The 19,112-nt window shown below is 67.5% G+C and carries 22 protein-coding genes; 15 read left to right on the forward strand and 7 right to left on the reverse strand.

Translation table 11 applies throughout. The features are described 5' to 3' along the window. The first annotated feature begins 33 nt into the window (after nt 1–33). Complete coding sequence (locus AC5P53_RS17625) at nt 34–423, forward strand: DUF6165 family protein (RefSeq protein ID WP_164077655.1); 390 nt, start codon at nt 34–36, stop codon at nt 421–423. Between the two features lie 6 nt (nt 424–429). Here the strand turns inward: AC5P53_RS17625 and AC5P53_RS17630 are convergent, their stop codons facing one another. Both AC5P53_RS17630 and AC5P53_RS17635 read right to left on the reverse strand, forming a co-directional pair. Then, nucleotides 430–1,113, reverse strand: coding sequence for a response regulator transcription factor (locus AC5P53_RS17630; RefSeq protein ID WP_032961444.1), 684 nt, complete (start codon nt 1,111–1,113; stop codon nt 430–432). A 198-nt stretch (nt 1,114–1,311) separates the two neighbouring features. Further along, nucleotides 1,312–1,884, reverse strand: a complete 573-nt coding sequence (locus AC5P53_RS17635; RefSeq protein WP_014645657.1) for an OmpO family porin — start codon at nt 1,882–1,884, stop codon at nt 1,312–1,314. 277 nt (nt 1,885–2,161) lie between these two features. Between AC5P53_RS17635 and AC5P53_RS17640 the strand changes: the two genes are divergently transcribed. Then, complete coding sequence (locus AC5P53_RS17640) at nt 2,162–2,521, forward strand: DUF1428 domain-containing protein (protein ID WP_014645655.1); 360 nt, start codon at nt 2,162–2,164, stop codon at nt 2,519–2,521. 15 nt (nt 2,522–2,536) lie between these two features. On the opposite strand, the gene AC5P53_RS17645 is transcribed toward AC5P53_RS17640, so the two are convergent. Both AC5P53_RS17645 and AC5P53_RS17650 read right to left on the reverse strand, forming a co-directional pair. Further along, complete coding sequence (locus tag AC5P53_RS17645) at nt 2,537–3,217, reverse strand: hypothetical protein (RefSeq protein WP_241887744.1); 681 nt, start codon at nt 3,215–3,217, stop codon at nt 2,537–2,539. 107 nt (nt 3,218–3,324) lie between these two features. Continuing rightward, nucleotides 3,325–4,206, reverse strand: a complete 882-nt coding sequence (locus tag AC5P53_RS17650; protein ID WP_241887745.1) for a histone — start codon at nt 4,204–4,206, stop codon at nt 3,325–3,327. A 490-nt stretch (nt 4,207–4,696) separates the two neighbouring features. Between AC5P53_RS17650 and AC5P53_RS17655 the strand changes: the two genes are divergently transcribed. The 10 genes from AC5P53_RS17655 (at nt 4,697) to AC5P53_RS17700 (ending at nt 13,202) form a co-directional block, all read left to right on the forward strand. After that, on the forward strand, nt 4,697–6,130 hold the full coding sequence (locus tag AC5P53_RS17655; protein ID WP_014645652.1) for a Do family serine endopeptidase: 1,434 nt from the start codon (nt 4,697–4,699) through the stop codon (nt 6,128–6,130). A 101-nt stretch (nt 6,131–6,231) separates the two neighbouring features. Beyond that, complete coding sequence (locus AC5P53_RS17660; protein ID WP_004153835.1) at nt 6,232–6,597, forward strand: hypothetical protein; 366 nt, start codon at nt 6,232–6,234, stop codon at nt 6,595–6,597. Nucleotides 6,598–6,605: 8 nt separating this feature from the next. After that, entirely contained in the window at nt 6,606–7,076 is a 471-nt protein-coding gene (locus AC5P53_RS17665; protein ID WP_014645651.1) for a phage holin family protein, read from the forward strand. Then, entirely contained in the window at nt 7,073–7,528 is a 456-nt protein-coding gene (locus tag AC5P53_RS17670) for a hypothetical protein (protein ID WP_014645650.1), read from the forward strand. The genes AC5P53_RS17665 and AC5P53_RS17670 overlap by 4 nt, the downstream gene beginning before the upstream one ends. A 67-nt stretch (nt 7,529–7,595) precedes the next feature. Beyond that, complete coding sequence (locus AC5P53_RS17675) at nt 7,596–8,705, forward strand: AI-2E family transporter (protein WP_032961455.1); 1,110 nt, start codon at nt 7,596–7,598, stop codon at nt 8,703–8,705. Nucleotides 8,706–8,796: 91 nt separating this feature from the next. Continuing rightward, nucleotides 8,797–9,264 (forward strand): hypothetical protein, encoded by a 468-nt coding sequence (locus AC5P53_RS17680; RefSeq protein ID WP_227863879.1) that lies wholly within the window; start codon nt 8,797–8,799, stop codon nt 9,262–9,264. Between the two features lie 74 nt (nt 9,265–9,338). Then, nucleotides 9,339–10,058: an HAD family hydrolase gene (locus AC5P53_RS17685; protein ID WP_049441851.1), complete on the forward strand. Its 720-nt coding sequence runs from the start codon at nt 9,339–9,341 to the stop codon at nt 10,056–10,058. A gap of 3 nt (nt 10,059–10,061) precedes the next feature. Next, complete coding sequence (locus tag AC5P53_RS17690; protein WP_005411979.1) at nt 10,062–11,429, forward strand: leucyl aminopeptidase family protein; 1,368 nt, start codon at nt 10,062–10,064, stop codon at nt 11,427–11,429. 136 nt (nt 11,430–11,565) lie between these two features. Beyond that, nucleotides 11,566–12,669 carry a catalase family peroxidase gene (locus AC5P53_RS17695; RefSeq protein ID WP_075076379.1) on the forward strand — a complete coding sequence of 368 codons (1,104 nt, stop codon included), beginning with the start codon at nt 11,566–11,568 and terminating at the stop codon, nt 12,667–12,669. After that, the gene (locus AC5P53_RS17700; RefSeq protein WP_075076380.1) at nt 12,666–13,202 is read left to right on the forward strand and encodes a cytochrome b; all 537 of its coding nucleotides are present in this window, start codon (nt 12,666–12,668) and stop codon (nt 13,200–13,202) included. The genes AC5P53_RS17695 and AC5P53_RS17700 overlap by 4 nt, the downstream gene beginning before the upstream one ends. 546 nt (nt 13,203–13,748) lie before the next feature. On the opposite strand, the gene AC5P53_RS17705 is transcribed toward AC5P53_RS17700, so the two are convergent. Genes AC5P53_RS17705 through AC5P53_RS17715 form a run of 3 tightly spaced genes read right to left on the reverse strand, consistent with a single transcriptional unit; the run spans nt 13,749 to nt 15,696 of the window. Beyond that, nucleotides 13,749–14,351: a response regulator transcription factor gene (locus AC5P53_RS17705; RefSeq protein WP_014645643.1), complete on the reverse strand. Its 603-nt coding sequence runs from the start codon at nt 14,349–14,351 to the stop codon at nt 13,749–13,751. Then, on the reverse strand, nt 14,348–15,571 hold the full coding sequence (locus AC5P53_RS17710; protein ID WP_032956229.1) for a sensor histidine kinase: 1,224 nt from the start codon (nt 15,569–15,571) through the stop codon (nt 14,348–14,350). Before AC5P53_RS17710 ends, AC5P53_RS17705 begins: the two co-directional genes overlap by 4 nt. Then, nucleotides 15,568–15,696 carry a hypothetical protein gene (locus AC5P53_RS17715; RefSeq protein ID WP_257473236.1) on the reverse strand — a complete coding sequence of 43 codons (129 nt, stop codon included), beginning with the start codon at nt 15,694–15,696 and terminating at the stop codon, nt 15,568–15,570. The genes AC5P53_RS17710 and AC5P53_RS17715 overlap by 4 nt, the downstream gene beginning before the upstream one ends. A gap of 202 nt (nt 15,697–15,898) precedes the next feature. On the opposite strand from AC5P53_RS17715, the gene AC5P53_RS17720 reads away from it, so the two are divergent. The 3 genes from AC5P53_RS17720 to AC5P53_RS17730 all read left to right on the forward strand — a co-directional run bounded on the left by AC5P53_RS17720 (nt 15,899) and on the right by AC5P53_RS17730 (nt 19,110). After that, a complete protein-coding gene (locus AC5P53_RS17720) occupies nt 15,899–17,146 on the forward strand; it encodes an efflux RND transporter periplasmic adaptor subunit (protein WP_014645641.1) in 1,248 nt (415 codons plus the stop codon). Between the two features lie 102 nt (nt 17,147–17,248). Next, the gene (locus tag AC5P53_RS17725) at nt 17,249–17,938 is read left to right on the forward strand and encodes an ABC transporter ATP-binding protein (RefSeq protein WP_004137569.1); all 690 of its coding nucleotides are present in this window, start codon (nt 17,249–17,251) and stop codon (nt 17,936–17,938) included. Between the two features lie 14 nt (nt 17,939–17,952). Further along, nucleotides 17,953–19,110 carry an ABC transporter permease gene (locus AC5P53_RS17730; RefSeq protein ID WP_014035671.1) on the forward strand — a complete coding sequence of 386 codons (1,158 nt, stop codon included), beginning with the start codon at nt 17,953–17,955 and terminating at the stop codon, nt 19,108–19,110. Nucleotides 19,111–19,112 lie beyond the last annotated feature (2 nt).

The following is a 19,112-nucleotide window of genomic DNA, read 5'->3' on the forward strand; positions in this document are numbered from 1 at the left end:
TATCATGGCGCCCTGTTTCCAGGAACCAACCGCGTGGACGCCATCCTGACCCCGGTATCGATCGGCGAGCTGATCGACAAGATCACCATTCTCCAGATCAAGGCCGAGCGCATCGACGATGCCGCCAAGCTGACCAACGTGCGCACCGAGCTGGACGGCCTGCTGCCCCTGTTGCAGCAGCAGCTGCAGGCACAGCCGGCCCTGGCCGCGCTGCAGCAGCAGTTGAAGGCGATCAACGAGCGTATGTGGGACATCCAGGACCAGCTGCGCGACAAGGAAGCGGCCCAGGTGTTCGATGATGCATTCATCCAGCTGGCACGCGGTGTCTATGGCACCAATGGCGAGCGCGTGCAGGTGAAGAACGAGATCAACCGCGTGGCCGGTTCTGCACTGGTGGAAGAGAAGCAGTACCAGGGCGAGTAACGCCGCTCATCCGCATTCCAGCAGGTGGCGGAAGCGGAACAGGTCACCGTCCCCGCGGATGCCGAGCTTGCGGTAGGCCGAGGTTTTCTGCGAGCTGATCGTGCTGGCTGAACGCCCCGATCGCAGGGCCATTTCGCTGGTGCTGACCCCTTTCAGCACCAGCCCGAGCACTTCCCGTTCGCGCTGGCTCAACGGCACCAGTGCCGGGGCCGGCATTCTGCGTGCACGCGTGCCCGGCAGGTTCAGTTCCGCGCGCAGCTCCGGTGGCACGAAGCGCCCTCCCCGGGCGACCACATCAATGGCACGCAGCAGCACGTCCGGTGGCGTCGACTTGGACAGGAAGCCGCGCGCACCGGCACGCATCGCGGTGGCCACCGTGCTGGCATTGCAGTGTGCCGAGAGCACCAGCACCGGCAGTGCCGGCCAGCGCTGCGACAGCACGTGCAACAGGGCCAGCCCATCGCCCAGGTCGCCCATGGGCAACGCATCGATCAGCAGCAGGTCGACACACGTCGGGCTGCGCTCCAGCAGGTGCAGCAGGTGCGCCTCGCTGGACAGGCTCACCCGTACCTGCACACCCGCGTGCTGGCGCAGCAGCACTTCCACGCCCAACCGCAGTACCGGGTGCGGGTCCAGCAGCGCCAGGCGTCGTGGCCGATCAGGCAGCAGAGGCGGGAGGGTCAGCGGCATTGCGGCATGTCCAGGCAACATGGGACATCCAACGTAGGTCGGTGCCCGCAGCGGCGGAATCCAATTCCTTGCAATGGCTGGCCCGCGCATTCCGCCAGTCAGACAGCATTCCGGTTTGCCACGGCGCAAACGCAACAGGCCCGGCAAATGCCGGGCCTGTTGGGGCGTCTCCAGCGCGCAATCGCGCCGAGGCAGCAATTACCAGCTGAAGCGCGGGCCGACGGTGTATTCCTTGTCGCCGTGGCGGTTCATCTTCAGCTCGCCGTTCAGGCCCCAGTTCTGGTTCAGCTTGACCTGACCACCCAGGCGGCCGTACCACTGGCCATCCGGATTGACGCCGTGCTTCTTGGCGTAGTCTTCGTAACCGACCATGCCGTAGACCTCGGCGTGGGCGCCGAAGGCAGTGCGGATACCGGCTTCAGCGCTGTAGCCGTTGAAGTCCAGACCGTGCTTGCGGTCGAACTTCTGGTAGGCAACGCGGGCAACGAAGTCGGTGCTCGGAGCGATTTCAACGTTGTAGCCGGCACCGACCTTCCACTGGTCAACCTTCAGGTTGGTGTGGTCGATTTCCTGGCGGCTGTATTCGCCGAAGGCGTGGAAGTTCGGCAGGAAGCCGTAGGAACCCTTCACGCCCCAGCCGTCGGCCTTGATGCCTTCAACGTCGGTCTTGGCGTAGTCGGCTTCGGCGTAGTTGTAGGACAGGTTCTCAGCAGCCGAAGCGGTGAACGGCAGGGCAGCGGCCAGGGCCAGAGCAATCAGCGAATTCTTCATGGGGGTACACCTTTACTTTCTTATGGTGTGCAGCAGCGCCAAGGCGCCATCGCATCGGGAATGTAAATTCTCCGTTATTCGCCACAACGCTCCCTGAAAACAGCGGTCTTCGCATTGCTGAATTTTTTGGCTTGATTCAGGCTGCGTCTGGCATACGCGCGCGGCGCGCGTGCATTTTTCAGGTTTCTTCACCGTCCACCGTTGTCGATCCCCGATCCCCTGGTTCGTTGTGTACCTGAAGGCCGTGCATGTGGCACGGTCCATCCGGAGGCAGGCAATGAGCTACATCGACGGTTTCGTCCTGGCGGTGCCCACCGCCAACAAGGAGAAGTTCCTCGCCCATGCACGCACAGGGGATCCCGTTTTCATCGAGTACGGCGCGCTGCGCGTGGTCGAGTGCTGGGGCGATGACGTGCCGCACGGCAAGACCACCGACTTCTTCGGCGCGGTGAAAGCCACGCCGGATGAGACGGTGGTGTTTTCCTGGATCGAATGGCCGGACAAGCCGACCCGCGACGCCGGCATGAAGAAGATGATGGAGGACCCGCGGTTTGATCCAACGAAGAATCCGATGCCGTTCGACGGCGCGCGGATGATCTACGGCGGCTTCGTGCCGCTCTACGAGCTGACGCGCTGAACCCGGCGGACGTGCTCAGCGCGCGTCCGTTTCATCGCTGGCAGCAGCATGGCCGGCGCCCAGTGCGGCGCCGGCACCGAGGCCCATGCCGCCCATGCCGGCGCCCATTCCACCGCCACCGCCTGCACGGCCGCCCTTGGCATCGCCGTCGTTACGGCCCTTGCCGCCACCACTGGCAACGGGCCGGGTCGGCCCCTGCGGTGGAATCTGCAGATCGGCCGGAATCGGGGCCAGATCCAGCGCTTCGCGCACGAAGTCGCGCAGCGAGACCACCAGTTCGTGGGTATGCACCGGCCGCCCCTGTGCCAGTTCGTTGGCGGCACGCGTGGCCAGCCGCACCTGTTCGTCGGTGCCCAGCAGCAGGATGTCCGACAGCGCGGCCTCGACCGCATCGCGGATGCGCCGCGCACGGTCCGAGCGCGGCTCGGCGATGCCGTCGGCATCTTCGCGCTGGCGCAGGTCGCGACGATGGCTGGGATCCACGCCCAGCTCGCCGGTGAACGAACCGCCCAGGGTCTTGTAGGCGGCCATCAGCGTGCGCAGCCGTTCGTTGATCTGCCGGTTCTCGCGCTCGCGGCGCTGCTGCAGGGTCTGCATCACCAGCAGGCGGATGCCGACGCCGAGCAGGGTGATCAGGACCAGGCCGGCCAACGTGGACAGCACGCCCTGCCAGGAACTGAAGTCGATACCGCGCATGGTCGGGGCTCCGGCGGGAAGAACCTGCATCTTGCCCCAGGTAGCGCCCCAGAAACGCGAAAGGCCCTACCACCCGGTGGGTGGCAGGGCCTTCGGTCACGGCGCGATTACTTGCGCTTGGCGACCTTGCGCACGGCCTTCTTGGCCGGAGCCTTCTTGGCGGCGACCTTCTTCAGCGGCGCAGCCTTCTTGGCGACCGTCTTGCGGGTGGCAGCAACCTTCCTGCCCACCGCCTTCTTGGCGACGGCGGTCTTCTTGCCGACCACCTTCTTGGCAGCGGCGGTCTTCTTGCCGACGGCCTTCTTGGCGACGGCAGCCTTCTTGCCGACAACCTTCTTGGCGGCCGCGGTCTTCTTGGTGGCGACCTTCTTGGTGGCGGCAACCTTCTTGCCGACAACCTTCTTCGCAGCCACGGCCTTCTTGCCGGCGACCTTCTTGGCGGCGACGGTCTTCTTGGCCACAGCCTTCTTGGCGGTGGCGACCTTCTTGCCGACCACCTTCTTGGCGGCCGCGGTCTTCTTGGCAACGGTCTTCTTCGCGACGGCGGCCTTCTTGGTGGCGGCCTTCTTCACGGTGGCGACCTTCTTGCCGGCAGCCTTGGTGGCCTTCTTGGCGGCAGCGGCCTTCTTGGTCACAGCCTTGCCTGCAGCGGCCTTCTTCTTGGCCACTTCCTTCTTCAGGGCAGCGGCTTCGGCCTTGGCGTTCTTCTTGGCCGCTTCCAGCTTCTTCTTGGCATTGGCAACGGTCTTGCCGACCGACTTGGCGGCCTTGTCGGCCTTCTTGGCAACGGTCTTCTCGACCTTGGCCACGGCCTTCTTGGCCTTGGCAACGCGGGTACCGGCCGCCTTGGTGGCGCGCTTGACGGTCTTCTTGACCGACTTCACGGCGTCTTCGGCGGCGTGGGCGATGGTCTCGCCAACGTTGGTGGCGGCTTCTTTGACGTTCTCGACGGCGTCGGTCACGACCGACACACCATTACCGTTGCTCATGTTGCCCTCCTGGGGGCCTTAAGTATCAAAACGGGGCGATGCTATACCGACATTGACGATCGTGGAACGGGGCACGCGCCCGCAATCGCATCTGATGCGACGGCCATGGTGTAGCCCACCACTGCCGCGGAAGCGGCGGGTTCACAGGAAACGCCTTTTTTTAAGGACTACGCCACAGCAAGCGCGTGGTCGAAGATGGCCGTTGCGTGCCGTTGCACGGACGCGGCATCCGATGCGTGCTGTGGCGCATTGCGGCACCCGGTTGCGCGGAACTGCGCAGGTATCGGTCTGTGTCGGCGCCCCCGGCGATCGTCTTCGGTGGTGCAGGCGTCGCCTGTGCGGTGTCGCCACAGCCATGCTGTCAGCCTCCTCACTCGCCTTTCGCGGCCTGCGGTTTTCATGGCGCATTTATCCAGATCGCGACACACTCATTCAGCTTGTTTTACCGTAGGGCCGAACCGCCCCCACCCACGCCAGCGAACCGACAACCATGCGACCGCTTCCCACCCTGCTCACGCTCGCAATCGCCGCCGCCTTCGGTGGCTTCGTTGCCACCGGCATCAATGCCCACCTGGACAACCGTGCCGATGCAGCACCGCTGCCAGCGGTGCTGCCGACCACCGCCGCGTTGCCGGCCGCGGTGGCCGGACAGGCGGTGCCTTCGCTGGCGCCGATGCTGGAAAAGGCGATGCCGGCCGTGGTCAGCGTCAACACCAAGCAGGTGGTGCGCGTGCGCAACCCGTTCTTCAACGACCCGTTCTTCCGCCGCCTGTTCCCGGATATCCCGCAGGAGCGCATCAACGAATCGCTGGGCTCGGGCGTGATCATCGACGCCAAGGAAGGCCTGGTGCTGACCAACCACCATGTCATCGACAACGCCGATGACGTGCAGGTGACACTGGCCGACGGGCGCACGGTGAAGGCCGAGTTCCTCGGTTCGGACCGCGATACCGACATCGCGCTGATCCGCATCCCGGCGCAGAACCTGACCGACATCAAGCTCGGCAACAGCGACCAGCTGCGGGTCGGTGACTTCGTGGTGGCCATCGGCAACCCGTTCGGCTTCAGCCAGACGGTCACCTCGGGCATCGTCTCGGCGGTGGGCCGCAGCGGCATCCGTGGCCTGGGCTACCAGAACTTCATCCAGACCGATGCGTCGATCAACCCGGGCAATTCCGGTGGCGCCCTGGTCGACCTGCAGGGCCAGCTGGTCGGCATCAATACCGCCAGCTTCAACCCGCAGGGCAGCATGGCCGGCAACATCGGCCTGGGCCTGGCGATTCCGTCCAACCTGGCGCGCAGCGTGGTCGACCAGCTGGTCAAGCACGGCGTGGTGGTACGCGGCACGCTGGGCGTGGAGAGCCAGAACCTGACCGCGCAGATCGCGCAGGGGCTGGGCCTGGGCGAAACGCGCGGTGCGCTGATCACCCGCGTGCTGGCCGGTTCGGCGGCCGCCGCGGCCGGGTTGAAGCCGGGCGACGTGGTGGTCTCGGCCAACGGCCAACGCGTGGACAGCGCCGAAGCCCTGCACAACGTGGAAGGCCTGGCTGCGGTCGGCAGCCCGATGACGCTGGATGTACGCCGCGAAGGCAAGCCCGTGCAGATCAAGGCCACGCTGAAGGAACAGGCGCGTGCGGTCACCGGCGAGAGCCTGGACCCGCGGTTGACCGGTGCCACCTTCGTCGACCTGCCCGAGTCGCTGCGACAGTCGGGTGTCGGCGGCGTGCTGGTCAGCGAGGTCAAGCGTGGCAGCCGCGCGGCCAGCAACGGCCTGCAGCAGGGCGACATCATCACCGACGCCACCGTGGGTGAATTCGCCGACCTGGCCAGCTGGCGCGCCAACTTCCAGCAGCGCCCGCCGACCCTGGTGGTGCGCGTGCTGCGCAACAATGGCCAGCAGCAGGGCCAGCTCGTGATGCGCTGATCGCCCTGCCGTAACACCCCCTATACCCCGGCAATGCTATTGCTGTCAGTCCAGGTCGGCACCGCCGACACCCGTTCCCCCATCGCAACAGGAGTGATTCGATGAGCCCCACCAATACCGAGAACCTGAAGGAACACCTGGGTGAAGCCGGTTCCCACCTGAAGCAGGCCGCCACGGCCGCCGGCGGTGCGATCAAGGGCGCAACCGGTGCCGCGACCGACGAGCTGCGCATTGGCAAGGCCAACGTCAAGGCCGAACTGTCCGACAGCGCACTGTCTGGCCTGGCCGCCGCCGAATTCGGTGGTGCCGCTGCCAAGGAACAGGTTGACGCGTTGATGGACAAGGGCAAGGACCTGATCGACAGCGCCGCCGAGTTGATCCGTGAGCGTCCGCTGGCATCGTTCGGCGTCGCCTTCGCTGCCGGCTGGATCATCGCCAAGCTGGCCCGCGGCAGCAGCGACAAGTAAGCCGCGGCGTGAGCGAAGACAACGCGCAAGCCCCTGATCCGGCGGCCACCCCGCCGCTGGATGAGAGCATCCGCCAGGTCGGCGCGGCCGGTCGTGCCGCTGCCGATTCGGCCAAGCACACCGTGCGCTCGCTGCGCCGGCTGGCCTCGGCCGACTTCGCCCTGGCCCGCAGTGCCTTCGGCCGTGCGCTGGCCTGGGCCGGCGTGGCGATCGTATTTGGTGCCTCGGCCTGGCTGCTGATGGCGGCCACCCTCATCGCCCTGCTGCAGAGCTGGGGCCTTAGCTGGCTGCAGGCGCTGCTGATCACCTCGCTGCTGAGCCTGGCCGTCACCGGCTACGCGATCTGGCGGGTGTCCTACTTCTTCCACCACACCGGCATGCATGCCACCCGGCGCCAGCTGTCACGCCTGGGCCTGTTCGACGAGCCCAGCGAAGACGACCCCGATGCCGGCGTGCAGCTGCCCGAGGGCAAGCCATGAAGTTCGGCGCGCTGCAGCGGCGGGTGAAACGCTGCGAACAGGTGGTGACCGTGCGCCTGGGCGAGACCCAGGACCACTGGTCCACGCTCAGCGACGTCTGGCGAAAGGGCTGGTCGCCGTTGCGCATCGTGGTGGTCGGCCTGGCCGGTGGCTTCATCGCCGGCAAGCTGGAAGTGCCCGGCAAGGTCAACGGTGCGCGCTGGCTGCAGATGGTCGGTTCGGTCTCGAACCTGTTCGCCAGTGCCCAGGCGGCGTTTGCCACGGCGATGGCGGCACAGGCTGCAGCGACCGCCGACGACGCGGCCGAAGAAGCCGACGATGCCAGCGAACAGGCACAGGCGGCGGCCTCCGCCGCCAACGCACGGCCGGCACCTGCCCCCCGCCCGGAACCCGAACCGGAACCGCGCGAACCGCGCCCGGCCGAAGCCGCCACCGAGCTGTCCGAACGTTGATCCAGGCACTCCGCCGCGCCGATCGCGGCCGGCGGATAATGCGCTCCCCTTCCCGGTTGGTGCGTCGATGAGCGAGTCCCTCCTGTCCCCGTCACCAGCCGATCCGCAGGGTGCGGAGGCGCCGCTGCCGCCCCCGTCGCGTCCACGCGGGCCGATGTCGCTGGTGGTCCTGGCCACCCTGGCGGTGGGCTACACGCTGTGGGCCGCGCAGGACATCATCCTGCCGGTGCTGCTGGCGATGTTCTTCGCACTGGTCGGCAACCCGATCCTGCGCCTGCTGCAGAAGCTGTGGATTCCGCGCGCGCTGGGCGCACTGCTGATCCTCGGCGCCGGGCTGGGCGTGACCGGTTCGCTGGCGGTGCAGTTGATCGGTCCGGCGATGGAATGGGCGCAGGAAGCACCGCAGCAGCTGCGCAAGGTGGCCCGGCAGGTGCAGGACCTGACCAAGCCGGTGCAGCAGGCCAACCAGGCGGCGGAAAACTTCGCCCGCGTGGCCGGCGGTGACAGCAACCACAAGGTGCAGGTGATCCGCACCCAGCTGGACGATCCATACCGCATGCTGACCCGTGCACCGCGCCTGGCCGCGTCGGTGCTGGCGGTGGTGCTGCTGACCCTGTTCTTCATGATCTACGGGCAGAGCCTGCAGCGCGCAGCGATCGCCCTGTTCCCGAACCGCCAGCAGCAGCGGTTCACCACCGACATCCTGCGTTCGATCGAACGGGAGGTCTCGCGTTACGTGCTGACCATCAGCGTCATCAACACCCTGGTCGGGCTGGTGTTCGCCGGCGTGCTGATGCTGCTCGGCATCGGCCTGCAGGAAGCACTGCTGTGGGGCACGGTGGCTGCACTACTGAACTTCGCCCCGTACGTGGGCCCGCTGATCGGCGTGGCATTGATGCTGTTGATGGGCTTCGTCGAGTTCCGCGACCCGCTGCAGGCCCTGCTGCCGGCCGCCGCCTACCTGGGCCTGCACACCCTGGAAGGGCAGATGGTGACCCCGATCGTGCTGGGCCGGCGCATGAAGCTGTCGCCGCTGGTGCTGATCCTGGCGCTGATGGTGTTCGGCTGGGCCTGGGGCATGATCGGGCTGCTGCTGGCAGTGCCGCTGCTGGTGTGCATCAAGCTGGTGCTGGCACGCCTGGATGGCATGCAGGGCTGGGCACGCCTGCTGGAGTGACGGCATCAACAACGGATGGACGCAGGTGGCGGAACCAGAAACAGGGACGAAGTGGCAGACTATGGCGCCCTACCCGGATGGATCCGCTCGTATGAACTCTCTCGCCACGCGTTGCCTTGCCTTGGCCTGCATTGCCGCTCCCGCGTTCGCCGCGACACCGCCGACTGCCGATCAGGCGCGCACCCAGCTTGCTGAGGCGGTTACCTGCAAGCGGCACCTCACGCCCATGCAGTTCGACGCCATGGCCCGGATGCTGGCACCGGCCCCGGCAAGGGCGCAGGACGGCGAATCCAGCGGCGAGTTCCGGCTGACCACGCCCTTGATGGTGCTGGGCCAGCCCGTGAACCGGCTGCAGTCCTATGACGGCGACAGCGGCGAGGATGGCATCGACAGTTTCACCGCGTACTTCAGCTCGGCCAGTGTGGAACAGGTCGCGGCACTGGCGAAGCTGTCCGACCCGGTAGCAGGCACCTACACGAAGGAAGTTGGGCGGCACAACCTGGACGTGCAGCAGTTCGACGGCCAGACCACCATCGCCTGCTCGTACAACCTGCGCTGACCCGGCCCAGCCACAGTGCCCACCCGCCCGCCGCGCCGCATGAAAGCCCGCGCGGGCAGGGGTAGAATGGCGAGGTGAATTTCCCCGTCCAAGCCATCACCCTCGACCTTGACGACACGCTGTGGCCGTTCGCTCCGATCGGCGCCCGCATCGAACAGGTCCTGCACGCCTGGATGTGCGAACACAGCCCCGCTACCGCCGCGATGTATCCGGTGGAGGCGATGCGCGAACTGCGCGAGCGGCTGTACCACGCCCATCCGCACCTCCACCACGACCTGAGTGCGCTGCGCCGGCTGACCCTGCACGAAGCACTGCACACCAGCGGTGCCAGCCTCGATCTGCTGGAGCCTGCGTATGAAGTGTTCTACGCCGCGCGCAACCAGGTGGAGTGCTATCCCGATGCGATCGACGCGCTGGCGCGCATTGCCGCACGGGTACCGGTGGCGGCGCTGAGCAACGGCAATGCCGATCTGGAGCGGATCGGCCTGGCCCATCATTTCGCCTTCCAGCTGGGTTCGCGCGAACACGGCGCGGCCAAGCCCGAAGCCAGCATCTTCCATGCCGCGTGCACCCGCCTGGGTGTGGCACCGGCACAGGTGCTGCACGTCGGCGACCATGCCGACATGGACGTGGCCGGGGCGATTGCCGCCGGCCTGCGCGGCTGCTGGATCAACCGCGACGCAGCCACCTGGACCCATCCGCAGCTGCAGCCGGACCTGCAGTTCGACACCCTTACCGGCCTGGCCGACTGGTTGGATGCCAACCTCGACGCCGCCGCACCCCGGAGTACCTGACGCATGAGCGAGATCACTGGTTTCACCGCCGACACCGCTGCGGCGCTGCCGTTGTACGTGCTGGACCGCGAGCAGTTCGCCGCCTGGAAGGACAGCCAGCCGGCTGCCACGCAGGCGTGGCTGGCATCGCAGGGCTTCAACGCCGGCGCCCACAGCGTGGCACTGCTGCCGGGCGCCGATGGCCTGGCCGGTGCCGTGATGGGCGTGGGTGATCGTGCCGATGCCTACAGCTATGCGCATGCGCCGCACGCGCTGCCGGAAGGCAGCGTCTGGCAGCTGGCCAATGAACTGCCGGCCGCCGAACTGGCGCTGCTGCAGCTGGGCTGGGGCCTGGGCAGCTACCGCTTTGACCGCTATCGCAAGCGCAATCGCGCACCGGCGCAGCTGGTGGCCTCGCCGACCGGCGAAGTGGCCGACCTGATCGCCGCCAGCCTGCGCGTGCGCGACTGGGTCAACACCCCGACCGAAGACATGGGCCCGCAGCAGCTGGAAGACGCCGCGCGCGCGCTGGCCGATGCACATGGTGCGCAGGTCGAGGCGATTACCGGCGACGAACTGCTGAAGCAGAATTTCCCGGCCATCCACGCCGTGGGCCGCGCTTCGCATCGTGCGCCGCGCCTGGTCGTGCTGCGCTGGGGCAGGGAAACCGATCCGGCATTGGTGCTGGTGGGCAAGGGCGTGTGCTTCGATACCGGCGGGCTGGACATCAAGCCAGCCGACGGCATGCGCAACATGAAGAAGGACATGGGCGGCGCCGCGCACGCACTGGCCCTGGCCGGCCTGGTGATGGCGCGCGGGCTGCCGGTGCGGCTGACCCTGCTGGTGCCGGCGGTGGAAAACGCGATCGGTCCGGATGCCTTCCGCCCGGGCGAAGTGATCGCCACCCGCAAGGGCCTGAGCGTGGAGATCGACAACACCGATGCCGAAGGCCGCGTGATCCTGTGCGATGCGCTGACCTTCGCCGGTGAGCAGAAGCCGGACCTGGTGCTGGACTTCGCCACCCTCACCGGTGCCGCGCGCATCGCACTGGGCCCGGACCTGCCGGCACTGTTCAGCAACGACGACACGGTGGCCCAGCAGTGGCTGCAGGCCGGTGACGCGACCCGCGACCCGGTCTGGCGCATGCCGCTGTGGCGCCCCTACCTGCGCTACCTGAGCAGCGGCATCGCCGACCTGGCCAACGCCGGTTCGCGCATGGCCGGCTCGGTGACCGCCGCGCTGTACCTGGAGCGCTTCCTGGAAGACGGCCAGCGCTGGGCGCACCTGGATGTGTATGCCTGGAACGACGGCGAGCGCCCGGGCCGTCCGGCCGGTGGCGAAGCGCTGGCGCTGCGCTCGGCGTGGGCGATGCTGAAGCAGCGCTACAGCTGATCGGGTGGGTGCCGACCGTTGGTCGGCACCCCGTCCCCGGAAAATCTGACGAAAAATTGAATTTCGGCCCCGGCCGGGTTCTGCGAGGATGTGTGGGTCGACCACCCACACGCTCCGTGAAGGCAGGACTCCGACCATGTCGCTCTTCCGCTACACCCGCGCTGGCCAGACGCCGGGCGCGCCACGCAAGCATTCACCCCTGCTCTGGATCGCACTGATCGCACTCATTCTGGGTGCGGTCGCGCTGGCCTTCGCCTGGCTGGCCGGCTGGATTGGAAACCGCCTGACCGCGCAGCGCTTCACCGACACCATCGAGGCCACCGGCCCGGCCCACCCGGGCTTCCGCCGCGCGCACAGCAAGGGCATCTGCGTGAGCGGCTGGTTCGAACCCAGCGCGCAGGCCCCCACCCTGTCCAGCGCACGGGTGTTCTCGCAACGCCGCGTGCCAGTGATGGGCCGCCTGTCGATCGGCGGCGGCGACCCCTACGGCGCCGACAACACCGCACGCGTGCGCAGCCTCGCGGTGCAGATGGTCAGCGATGATGGCCAGGAATGGCGCATGGCGATGAACAGCTTCCCGTTCTTCGCCGTGCCCAGCGCAGAGGCGTTCTACGAGCAGACCCGCGCCTCCATTCCCGACCCGGCCACCGGCAAGCCCGATCCGCAGAAGATGGCCGCGGTGCTGGCCAAATACCCCAGTGCGCAGGCTTTCCAGCAGTGGGCCAAGACCGCGCCGTGGACCAGCAGCTGGGCCGACACCACCTTCAACAGCGTCAACAGCTTCTGGTTCACCAATGCGCAGGGCCAGAAGCGCGCGGTGCGCTGGCGCTGGCAGCCGCAGGCGCCGGTGGTGGAGATGGATGCGGAAACCCGCAAGCAGGCCAGCGTCGATTTCCTCAGCCAGGAACTGCAGCAGCGCCTGGCCAGCGGCCCGGTGCGCTGGAACCTGGTCGTGACCACCGCCGAGCCGGGCGATGCCATCGATGATCCGTCGGTACCGTGGCCCGAATCGCGTGACCAGGTAGTGGCCGGCGTACTCAGCCTGGACCGCATGCAGTCGCAGGAACAGGGCGCCTGCGGGCAGATCAATTTCGATCCGCTGATCCTGCCCAGCGGCGTGCGTGGCAGTGACGATCCGATCCTGGCGGCCCGCTCGGCCGTGTATTCGCAGTCCTTCAACCGCCGCGAACGCGAGCGCGCCACCGGCAACGTCGAGCAACGGAAGGAGGCCGTACGATGAGCACCGGCAACGGCCACTTCAACCTGCTGGCGCGGGTGCTGCACTGGTCCATGGCGCTGATGATCATCGCCATGCTGTTCATTGGCGTGACCATGGTCGCCTCGCTGCACTTGCGGCCGATGCTGATCGACCTGCACCGCCCATTGGGCATCACTATCGGCGTACTGGTGTTGCTGCGCCTGTACAACCGGCTGCGTCATCGCCCACCGCCGCTGCCGGCGGATCTTCCTGTGTGGCAGGTGATGGCGGCCAAGGCCTCGCACTGGATGCTGTACGCACTGATGCTGGCGATGCCGCTGATCGGCTGGGCGATGCTGTCGGCCGGCGGTTACCCGATCGTGCTGTGGGGTGGCCTGCACCTGCCGCCGATCGTGCCGCATACCCCGGCGCTGTATGCCGCGTTGCGCAATGCGCACAGCCTGCTGGCCTATGTGTTGTTTGCCACGGTGCTGATGCATGTGGGTGCGGCGCTGTTCCACCTGTGGGTGCGGCGTGACGGGGTGTTCCAGGCGATGGCGCGCGGGAAGGATTGAAAGGATTCGCCGGGCGTTCCCGGCGGATTGTTTCCGCGACCGCGGGGGGTGTCACTTTCTTTGCGCGCAAAGAAAGTAACCAAAGAAACGCTCCGCCGGCCGCGAGCCGGCGTGCTTCGCACGCCGGTGCCCTGCGCTCCTCGGTCCGTCGAGGGACGGCGCGGGAACTCGCTGCGCTCAGACACCCGCGCCTCTTCGCCCTCGCCGGTCCTGCGGTGCTCGGCTCGCTTGAAGGCGGACTCAAGATCAAAGGCGAAAGCGGCCGCTTCACTCGTCGGACACGGCCCGGCGCTACCAAATATCGTCGTGCAGCTGTGGTTCTTGACCTTGGGTCCGCCTTGAGCGAGCCGAGCATCGCAGGGGAATCAGGGGCGAAGAGGCGCCGGTGTCTGAGCGCAGCGAGTTCGGCGCCGTCCCCTGATTCGCCGAGAAGCGCAGGGAACCGTCGCGTAGCGACGGCTCGCGCTCTGGCGGCGTGTTTCTTTGGTTACTTTCTTTGCACGAGCAAAGAAAGTGACACCTCTCCGCAGGCGCGGAAATGATCCGCTACAACCACCCCTTCTGCCGCGCCAGCCGGTACGCCTCGATCCGGTTGGCCACACCCAGCTTGCCGATGCACTCGGACAGGTAATTGCGCACCGTACCGTGCGACAACCCCAGCTGCTCGGCGATCTCGCTGGCGGTGCGGCCCTCGCCCGCCAGCCGCAGTACGCGGCGCTCGCGGTCGGTCAGCGGATCGGCCTGCGACCACGCATCCAGTGCCAGCTGCGGGTCGATCGCACGGATGCCCTGTTTCACCTTGCGCAGGGCATCGGCCAGGTTCTCGGCCGGTGCATCCTTCAGCAGGTAGCCCAGCACGCCGGCTTCCAGCGCGCGGCGCAGGAAACCGGCGCGGGCGAAGGTGGTCACGATCACCACCTTGATCGGCAGCTCGTGGCGCGCGATGCGCTGGGCAAGCTCGAGCCCGGACAGGCCGGGCATCTCGATGTCGGTGACCAGGATGTCCGGTTGCAGCTGCTGCAGCATCCGCCACGCGGTTTCGCCATCGGCGGCGCTGCCCAGCACCTCGATATCCGGCTCCAGGCCCAGCAACGCCGACAGTGCACCGCGCACCATCGCCTGATCCTCGGCCAGCAGGATGCGGATCATGCGGCACCGTCCTGTGCCAGCGACGGCGGCGCTCCCGGCGGCAACGGTGTGGTCGCGGCAGCCAGTGGCACGCGCACGGTCAGTCGCGTGCCCTCGCCCTTTGCGGACTGTACCTGCAGGCTGCCCCCCAGGGCGGCCACGCGTTCGCGCATGCCGCTCAGCCCGTTGCCCTCGGCCTGCACGCCGCCACGGCCATCGTCGCGGATCTGCATCGCCAGCATGCGTCCCTCCAGCATGAACTCCACCCGTGCCTGTGTCGCCTGTGCATGGCGCACGATATTGGTTGCGGCCTCGCGCAGCACCAGCGCCAGCCCGCGTTCGACATCCACCGGCATCGCCGGTGGTGGTGCGTATTGAAGGTGGACCTGCTGGCATTCCAGCAGCAGCCGCGCCGATGCCAGCTCACCGGCCAGGTCGCTGGCGCGGATGCCGGTAACCGCGCTGCGCACCTGTGCCAGCGCTTCGCGGGCGATGGCCTCGGCCTCGCCGATCTCCAGCCGCGCGCGCGCGTCGCCGCGGTCGTGCAGCTTGCGCGCCAGCTCCAGCTTCAATGTGATCAGCGACAGGGTGTGGCCGAGCAGGTCATGCAGGTCGCGGCCGATGCGTTCGCGCTCGGCAGTGGCCGCCAGCCGCCGCACCTCGTCCTGCGACAGCTGCAGTGCCGCATCCTTCTGCTGGTTGAGCGCTTCCACGTTCACGACCAGCCCCACGATGTAGGACACGGCCGGGATCCAGACCAGGCTCTGCCACGGGTACTGGAACAGCAGCGCGAGGCTGCAGAACAGAAGGTTCAGGCCAGTGAGCTGCAGCAGATACTGCCACCAGCCACCGCGTCCGCTCACCCGCAGCAGCACGCAGCCGAACACGAAGTAGGTCAGCCCGGACGGATACCAGGGCAGCAGCACCAGCGACATCGCGATCAGGCCCAGCGCATAGCGCGGAGCGTGATGGCGCGGCGCCACCATCACCTTGGCGTACAGCAGCAGGAACACCGGATAGCTGGCCAGCGTCAGCAGCAGCCAGCGCAGGGTGAAGCCGTGGCCAAGCAAGGGCGTCAGGAAGATCCACACCGACCACAGCAGGTGGACTGCCTCGCTCCAGGGCGATTTTCCCCGGCGCAGCGTATCGGCCACCGCCGAGTCCGGCGCGGGGCGCAGCAGCGAGGCAAGCCATGTCGACGGCACGGGCGGTTCCAGGCGGGGACGATCGCCGCCGATCATGCCAGTTCAGCCGCCTGCGCGCAGGCGCCACCACCGGCCGGGCGGCACCGGCGCAACCGAGCGCGGATCACGGTACGCTTGGCGGCGCGGCTGTGGCGGGCCAGCGACGGGGTGATCGGATCCATGGGCGGTACCGGTAGCGGGGACGTTGCCATCCTGTGCCGCCGTGGTCACGTTTCGCAGTTGCCGCCGTCAGTGTCATCGGGTGACAGCTGTCACTGCCGTCATCGCTGTGCCTGCCTGCATGCTGTGCCGCACGCTCCACCGCCGGAACCGCCGCCGTCCGCCCTTCCGGCCACACCCGCCCAAACGCCTGTGATGGAACGAATGAACGCTTCTGCCGAGCTGTTGAAGGAACTCCGTATCGACCGCAAATCGCCGCCGCCCGCCTCCGGCGGCAGTGGCGGTGGCCGCCGCTGGCTGTGGATCGCGATCATCGTGGTCGTGTTGTTGCTGGCCGCTGTCGGCTTCGCCCTGTTCGGGCGTACGCCGGCAGTGGACGTGGAAACCGCCCCCGCCGTGGCCATCCAGCAGGGCAGCGCCAGCAGTTCGGTGCTCGATGCCAGTGGCTACGTGGTCGCCCGGCGCATGGCCACGGTATCGGCCAAGATCACCGGCAAGGTGCGCGAGGTGATGATCGAGGAAGGCATGCGCGTGGAACAGGGCCAGATCATGGCCACCCTGGACCCGATCGATGCCGACGCGCAGCGCAGCCTGTATGCCTCGCAGCTGCAGGCCGCACGCAGCCAGGTGGCCGGGCTGGAAGCGCAGCAGAGGCAGGCGGCCGCTGAAGCCAGCCGCCTGCAGGCACTGGTCGGCCAGCAGCTGGTGTCGCGCTCGCAGTACGACCAGGCGGTGGCCCAGCGTGACAGCCTGCGTGCACAGCTGGACACCGCACAGCGCAACGTCAAGGTGGCCAACGACCAGCTGGCCATCGCCGATCTGGGCGTGGACAACAACATCGTGCGCGCGCCGTTCTCCGGCGTGGTCACTGCCAAGGCCGCGCAGCCCGGCGAAATCGTCTCGCCGCTGTCGGCGGGCGGTGGGTTCACCCGTACCGGCATCGGCACCATCGTCGACATGGACTCGCTGGAGATCGAAGTCGAGGTCGGCGAGGCCTTCATCGGCCGCGTGCAGCCGAAGATGCCGGTCGAAGCCACGCTCAACGCCTATCCGGAGTGGAAGATTCCGGGCGAGGTGATCGCCATCATCCCCACCGCCGACCGCGGCAAGGCCACGGTGAAGGTGCGCGTGGCGCTGAAGGTGAAGGACCCGCGCATCGTGCCGGAGATGGGCGTGCGCGTCAGCTTCCTGGAGCAGGCGCAGCCGCAGGCGGCCGCCAAACCGCAGGGCGTGCGCGTGCCGGCGGGCGCCGTGGTCCAGCGCGAGGGCGCCTCGGTTGCCTTCGTGCTGGGTGACGAAAGCCGCGTGCAGCAGCGCACGGTCGAGGCCGGCCAGGCGATGGGCAAGGACCGCCAGATCCTCAAGGGCGTGAGCGCAGGTGAATCGGTGGTGCTGAACCCGCCGGACACCCTGCGCGATGGCGCCAAGGTGCAACAGAAACAAGCGCAGTAGCGGCCTGGCGCCCACGGGCGCCGCCGGCAGCACCGCTCGACGCACGCCTGCGGCCCCTGCCGTGGCGCTTCCCCGTTTCCCGCCTTCCGTGGAGAACCACCCATGTCGACCCTGGTTTCACTGCGCAACATCACCAAGACCTACCAGCGTGGCCCCGAGAAAGTGCAGGTGCTGCACGGCATCGACCTGGACATCGCCAGCGGCGACTTCGTCGCGCTGATGGGCCCGTCCGGCTCGGGCAAGACCACCCTGCTCAACCTGATCGGCGGCCTGGACAACCCCAGCGGCGGCGAGATCAGCATCGAGGGCGAGCGCATCGACCAGATGAGCGGCGGCCAGCTGTCGACCTGGCGCAGCCACCACGTCGGCTTCGTGTTCCAGTTCTACAACCTGATGCCGATGCTGACCGCGCAGAAGAACGTGGAACTGCCGCTGCTGCTGACCCACCTCAATGCGGCGCAGCGCCGCCGCAACGCCGAGATCGCGCTGACCCTGGTCGGCCTGGCCGACCGCCGCAGCCACCGCCCGAATGAACTGTCCGGCGGCCAGCAGCAGCGCGTGGCAATCGCCCGGGCGATCGTCTCCGACCCGACCTTCCTGATCTGCGACGAACCGACCGGCGACCTCGACCGCCAGTCCGCCGAGGAGATCCTCGGCCTGCTGCAGCAGCTCAACCGGGAGCATGGCAAGACCATCATCATGGTCACCCATGACCCGAAGGCCGCCGAGTACGCCACGCACACGGTGCACCTGGACAAGGGCGAGCTGGCCGACGCGCCGCTGGCCCACTGACGGAGGCCACGGCGATGAAATACTTCTCGTTGGTGTGGGCGCAGCTGTTCCGCAGCCGTACCCGCACGTTGCTGACCCTGCTCTCCGTGGTGGCCGCGTTCCTGCTGTTCGGCATGCTCGATTCGGTGCGCGTGGCATTCACCTCCGGCGGCAGCGTGGAAGGCGCCAACCGCCTGGTGGTCGCATCGCGGCTGTCGATCACCCAGTCGCTGCCGATCCGCCTGGAGGCCCAGGTGCGGCAGGTGGCCGGCGTGCGCGACGTGGCCTATGGCATGTGGTTCGGCGGCATCTACCAGGACCCGAAGAACTTCTTCCCGAACTTCTCGGTGTCCCCCAACTACTTCGATGTCTACCGCGAGCTGCAGATCGACCCGGCACAGCTGGAAGACTGGAAGCAGACCCGTACCGGCGCCATCGTCGGCGAAACCCTGGCCAAGCAGTTCGGCTGGAAGATCGGCGACACCATCCCGCTGCAGGCCACGATCTTCCCGCGTGGCGGCAGCAACGACTGGCCGCTGGTGCTCAAGGGCATCTACCGTTCCAAGGACCGTGCGCTGGCCGCCAACGAAGAACGCCAGTTGATGATGAACTGGAAGTACTTCGATGAATCCAACGACTACATCAAGAACCAGGTGAGCTGGTACACGGTAACGCTGGACAACCCGGACCACTCTTCGCGGGTGGCGCAGGCGATCGACGCGATCTCGGCCAACTCCGACCACGAGACCAAGACCCAGACCGAATCGGCGTTCCAGCAGGCCTTCGTCAAGCAGTTCGCGGATATCGGCATGATCGTCACCTCGATCATGGGCGCGGTGTTCTTCACCCTGCTGCTGTTGACAGGCAACACCATGGCGCAGGCCGTGCGCGAGCGCGTGCCGGAGCTGGCCACGCTGAAGACGCTGGGCTTCAAGGACAGCACCGTGCTGACCCTGGTGATGGTGGAATCGGTGCTGCTGATCGGCCTGGGCGGCCTGATCGGCATGGGCCTGGCCGCCCTGATCCTGCCGGCCATCGGCCCGAAGAGCATGGGCATGCTGCCGCCGCACGTGCCGACGCCAACCTGGCTGATGGGGCTGGGCCTGATCGTGGTGATCGGCATCATCGTCGGCCTGTTGCCGGCGCTGCGTGCCAAGCGCCTGAAGATCGTCGACGCACTGGCCGGTCGCTGAGG

Source organism: Stenotrophomonas sp. YJH_SMC_82 (assembly GCF_059368875.1).

Bases quoted from the DNA above. Each gene is read 5' to 3' on its own strand.
- AC5P53_RS17720 (WP_014645641.1), top strand. From the start codon at position 15,899: ATGAACGCTTCTGCCGAGCTGTTGAAGGAACTCCGTATCGACCGCAAA.
- AC5P53_RS17630 (WP_032961444.1), bottom strand. From the start codon at position 1,113: ATGCCGCTGACCCTCCCGCCTCTGCTGCCTGATCGGCCACGACGCCTG.
- AC5P53_RS17730 (WP_014035671.1), top strand. From the start codon at position 17,953: ATGAAATACTTCTCGTTGGTGTGGGCGCAGCTGTTCCGCAGCCGTACC.
- AC5P53_RS17655 (WP_014645652.1), top strand. From the start codon at position 4,697: ATGCGACCGCTTCCCACCCTGCTCACGCTCGCAATCGCCGCCGCCTTC.
- AC5P53_RS17640 (WP_014645655.1), top strand. From the start codon at position 2,162: ATGAGCTACATCGACGGTTTCGTCCTGGCGGTGCCCACCGCCAACAAG.
- AC5P53_RS17650 (WP_241887745.1), bottom strand. From the start codon at position 4,206: ATGAGCAACGGTAATGGTGTGTCGGTCGTGACCGACGCCGTCGAGAAC.
- AC5P53_RS17705 (WP_014645643.1), bottom strand. From the start codon at position 14,351: ATGATCCGCATCCTGCTGGCCGAGGATCAGGCGATGGTGCGCGGTGCA.
- AC5P53_RS17725 (WP_004137569.1), top strand. From the start codon at position 17,249: ATGTCGACCCTGGTTTCACTGCGCAACATCACCAAGACCTACCAGCGT.
- AC5P53_RS17670 (WP_014645650.1), top strand. From the start codon at position 7,073: ATGAAGTTCGGCGCGCTGCAGCGGCGGGTGAAACGCTGCGAACAGGTG.
- AC5P53_RS17635 (WP_014645657.1), bottom strand. From the start codon at position 1,884: ATGAAGAATTCGCTGATTGCTCTGGCCCTGGCCGCTGCCCTGCCGTTC.
- AC5P53_RS17645 (WP_241887744.1), bottom strand. From the start codon at position 3,217: ATGCGCGGTATCGACTTCAGTTCCTGGCAGGGCGTGCTGTCCACGTTG.
- AC5P53_RS17680 (WP_227863879.1), top strand. From the start codon at position 8,797: ATGAACTCTCTCGCCACGCGTTGCCTTGCCTTGGCCTGCATTGCCGCT.
- AC5P53_RS17660 (WP_004153835.1), top strand. From the start codon at position 6,232: ATGAGCCCCACCAATACCGAGAACCTGAAGGAACACCTGGGTGAAGCC.
- AC5P53_RS17675 (WP_032961455.1), top strand. From the start codon at position 7,596: ATGAGCGAGTCCCTCCTGTCCCCGTCACCAGCCGATCCGCAGGGTGCG.
- AC5P53_RS17700 (WP_075076380.1), top strand. From the start codon at position 12,666: ATGAGCACCGGCAACGGCCACTTCAACCTGCTGGCGCGGGTGCTGCAC.
- AC5P53_RS17715 (WP_257473236.1), bottom strand. From the start codon at position 15,696: ATGGATCCGATCACCCCGTCGCTGGCCCGCCACAGCCGCGCCGCCAAG.
- AC5P53_RS17690 (WP_005411979.1), top strand. From the start codon at position 10,062: ATGAGCGAGATCACTGGTTTCACCGCCGACACCGCTGCGGCGCTGCCG.
- AC5P53_RS17695 (WP_075076379.1), top strand. From the start codon at position 11,566: ATGTCGCTCTTCCGCTACACCCGCGCTGGCCAGACGCCGGGCGCGCCA.
- AC5P53_RS17710 (WP_032956229.1), bottom strand. From the start codon at position 15,571: ATGATCGGCGGCGATCGTCCCCGCCTGGAACCGCCCGTGCCGTCGACA.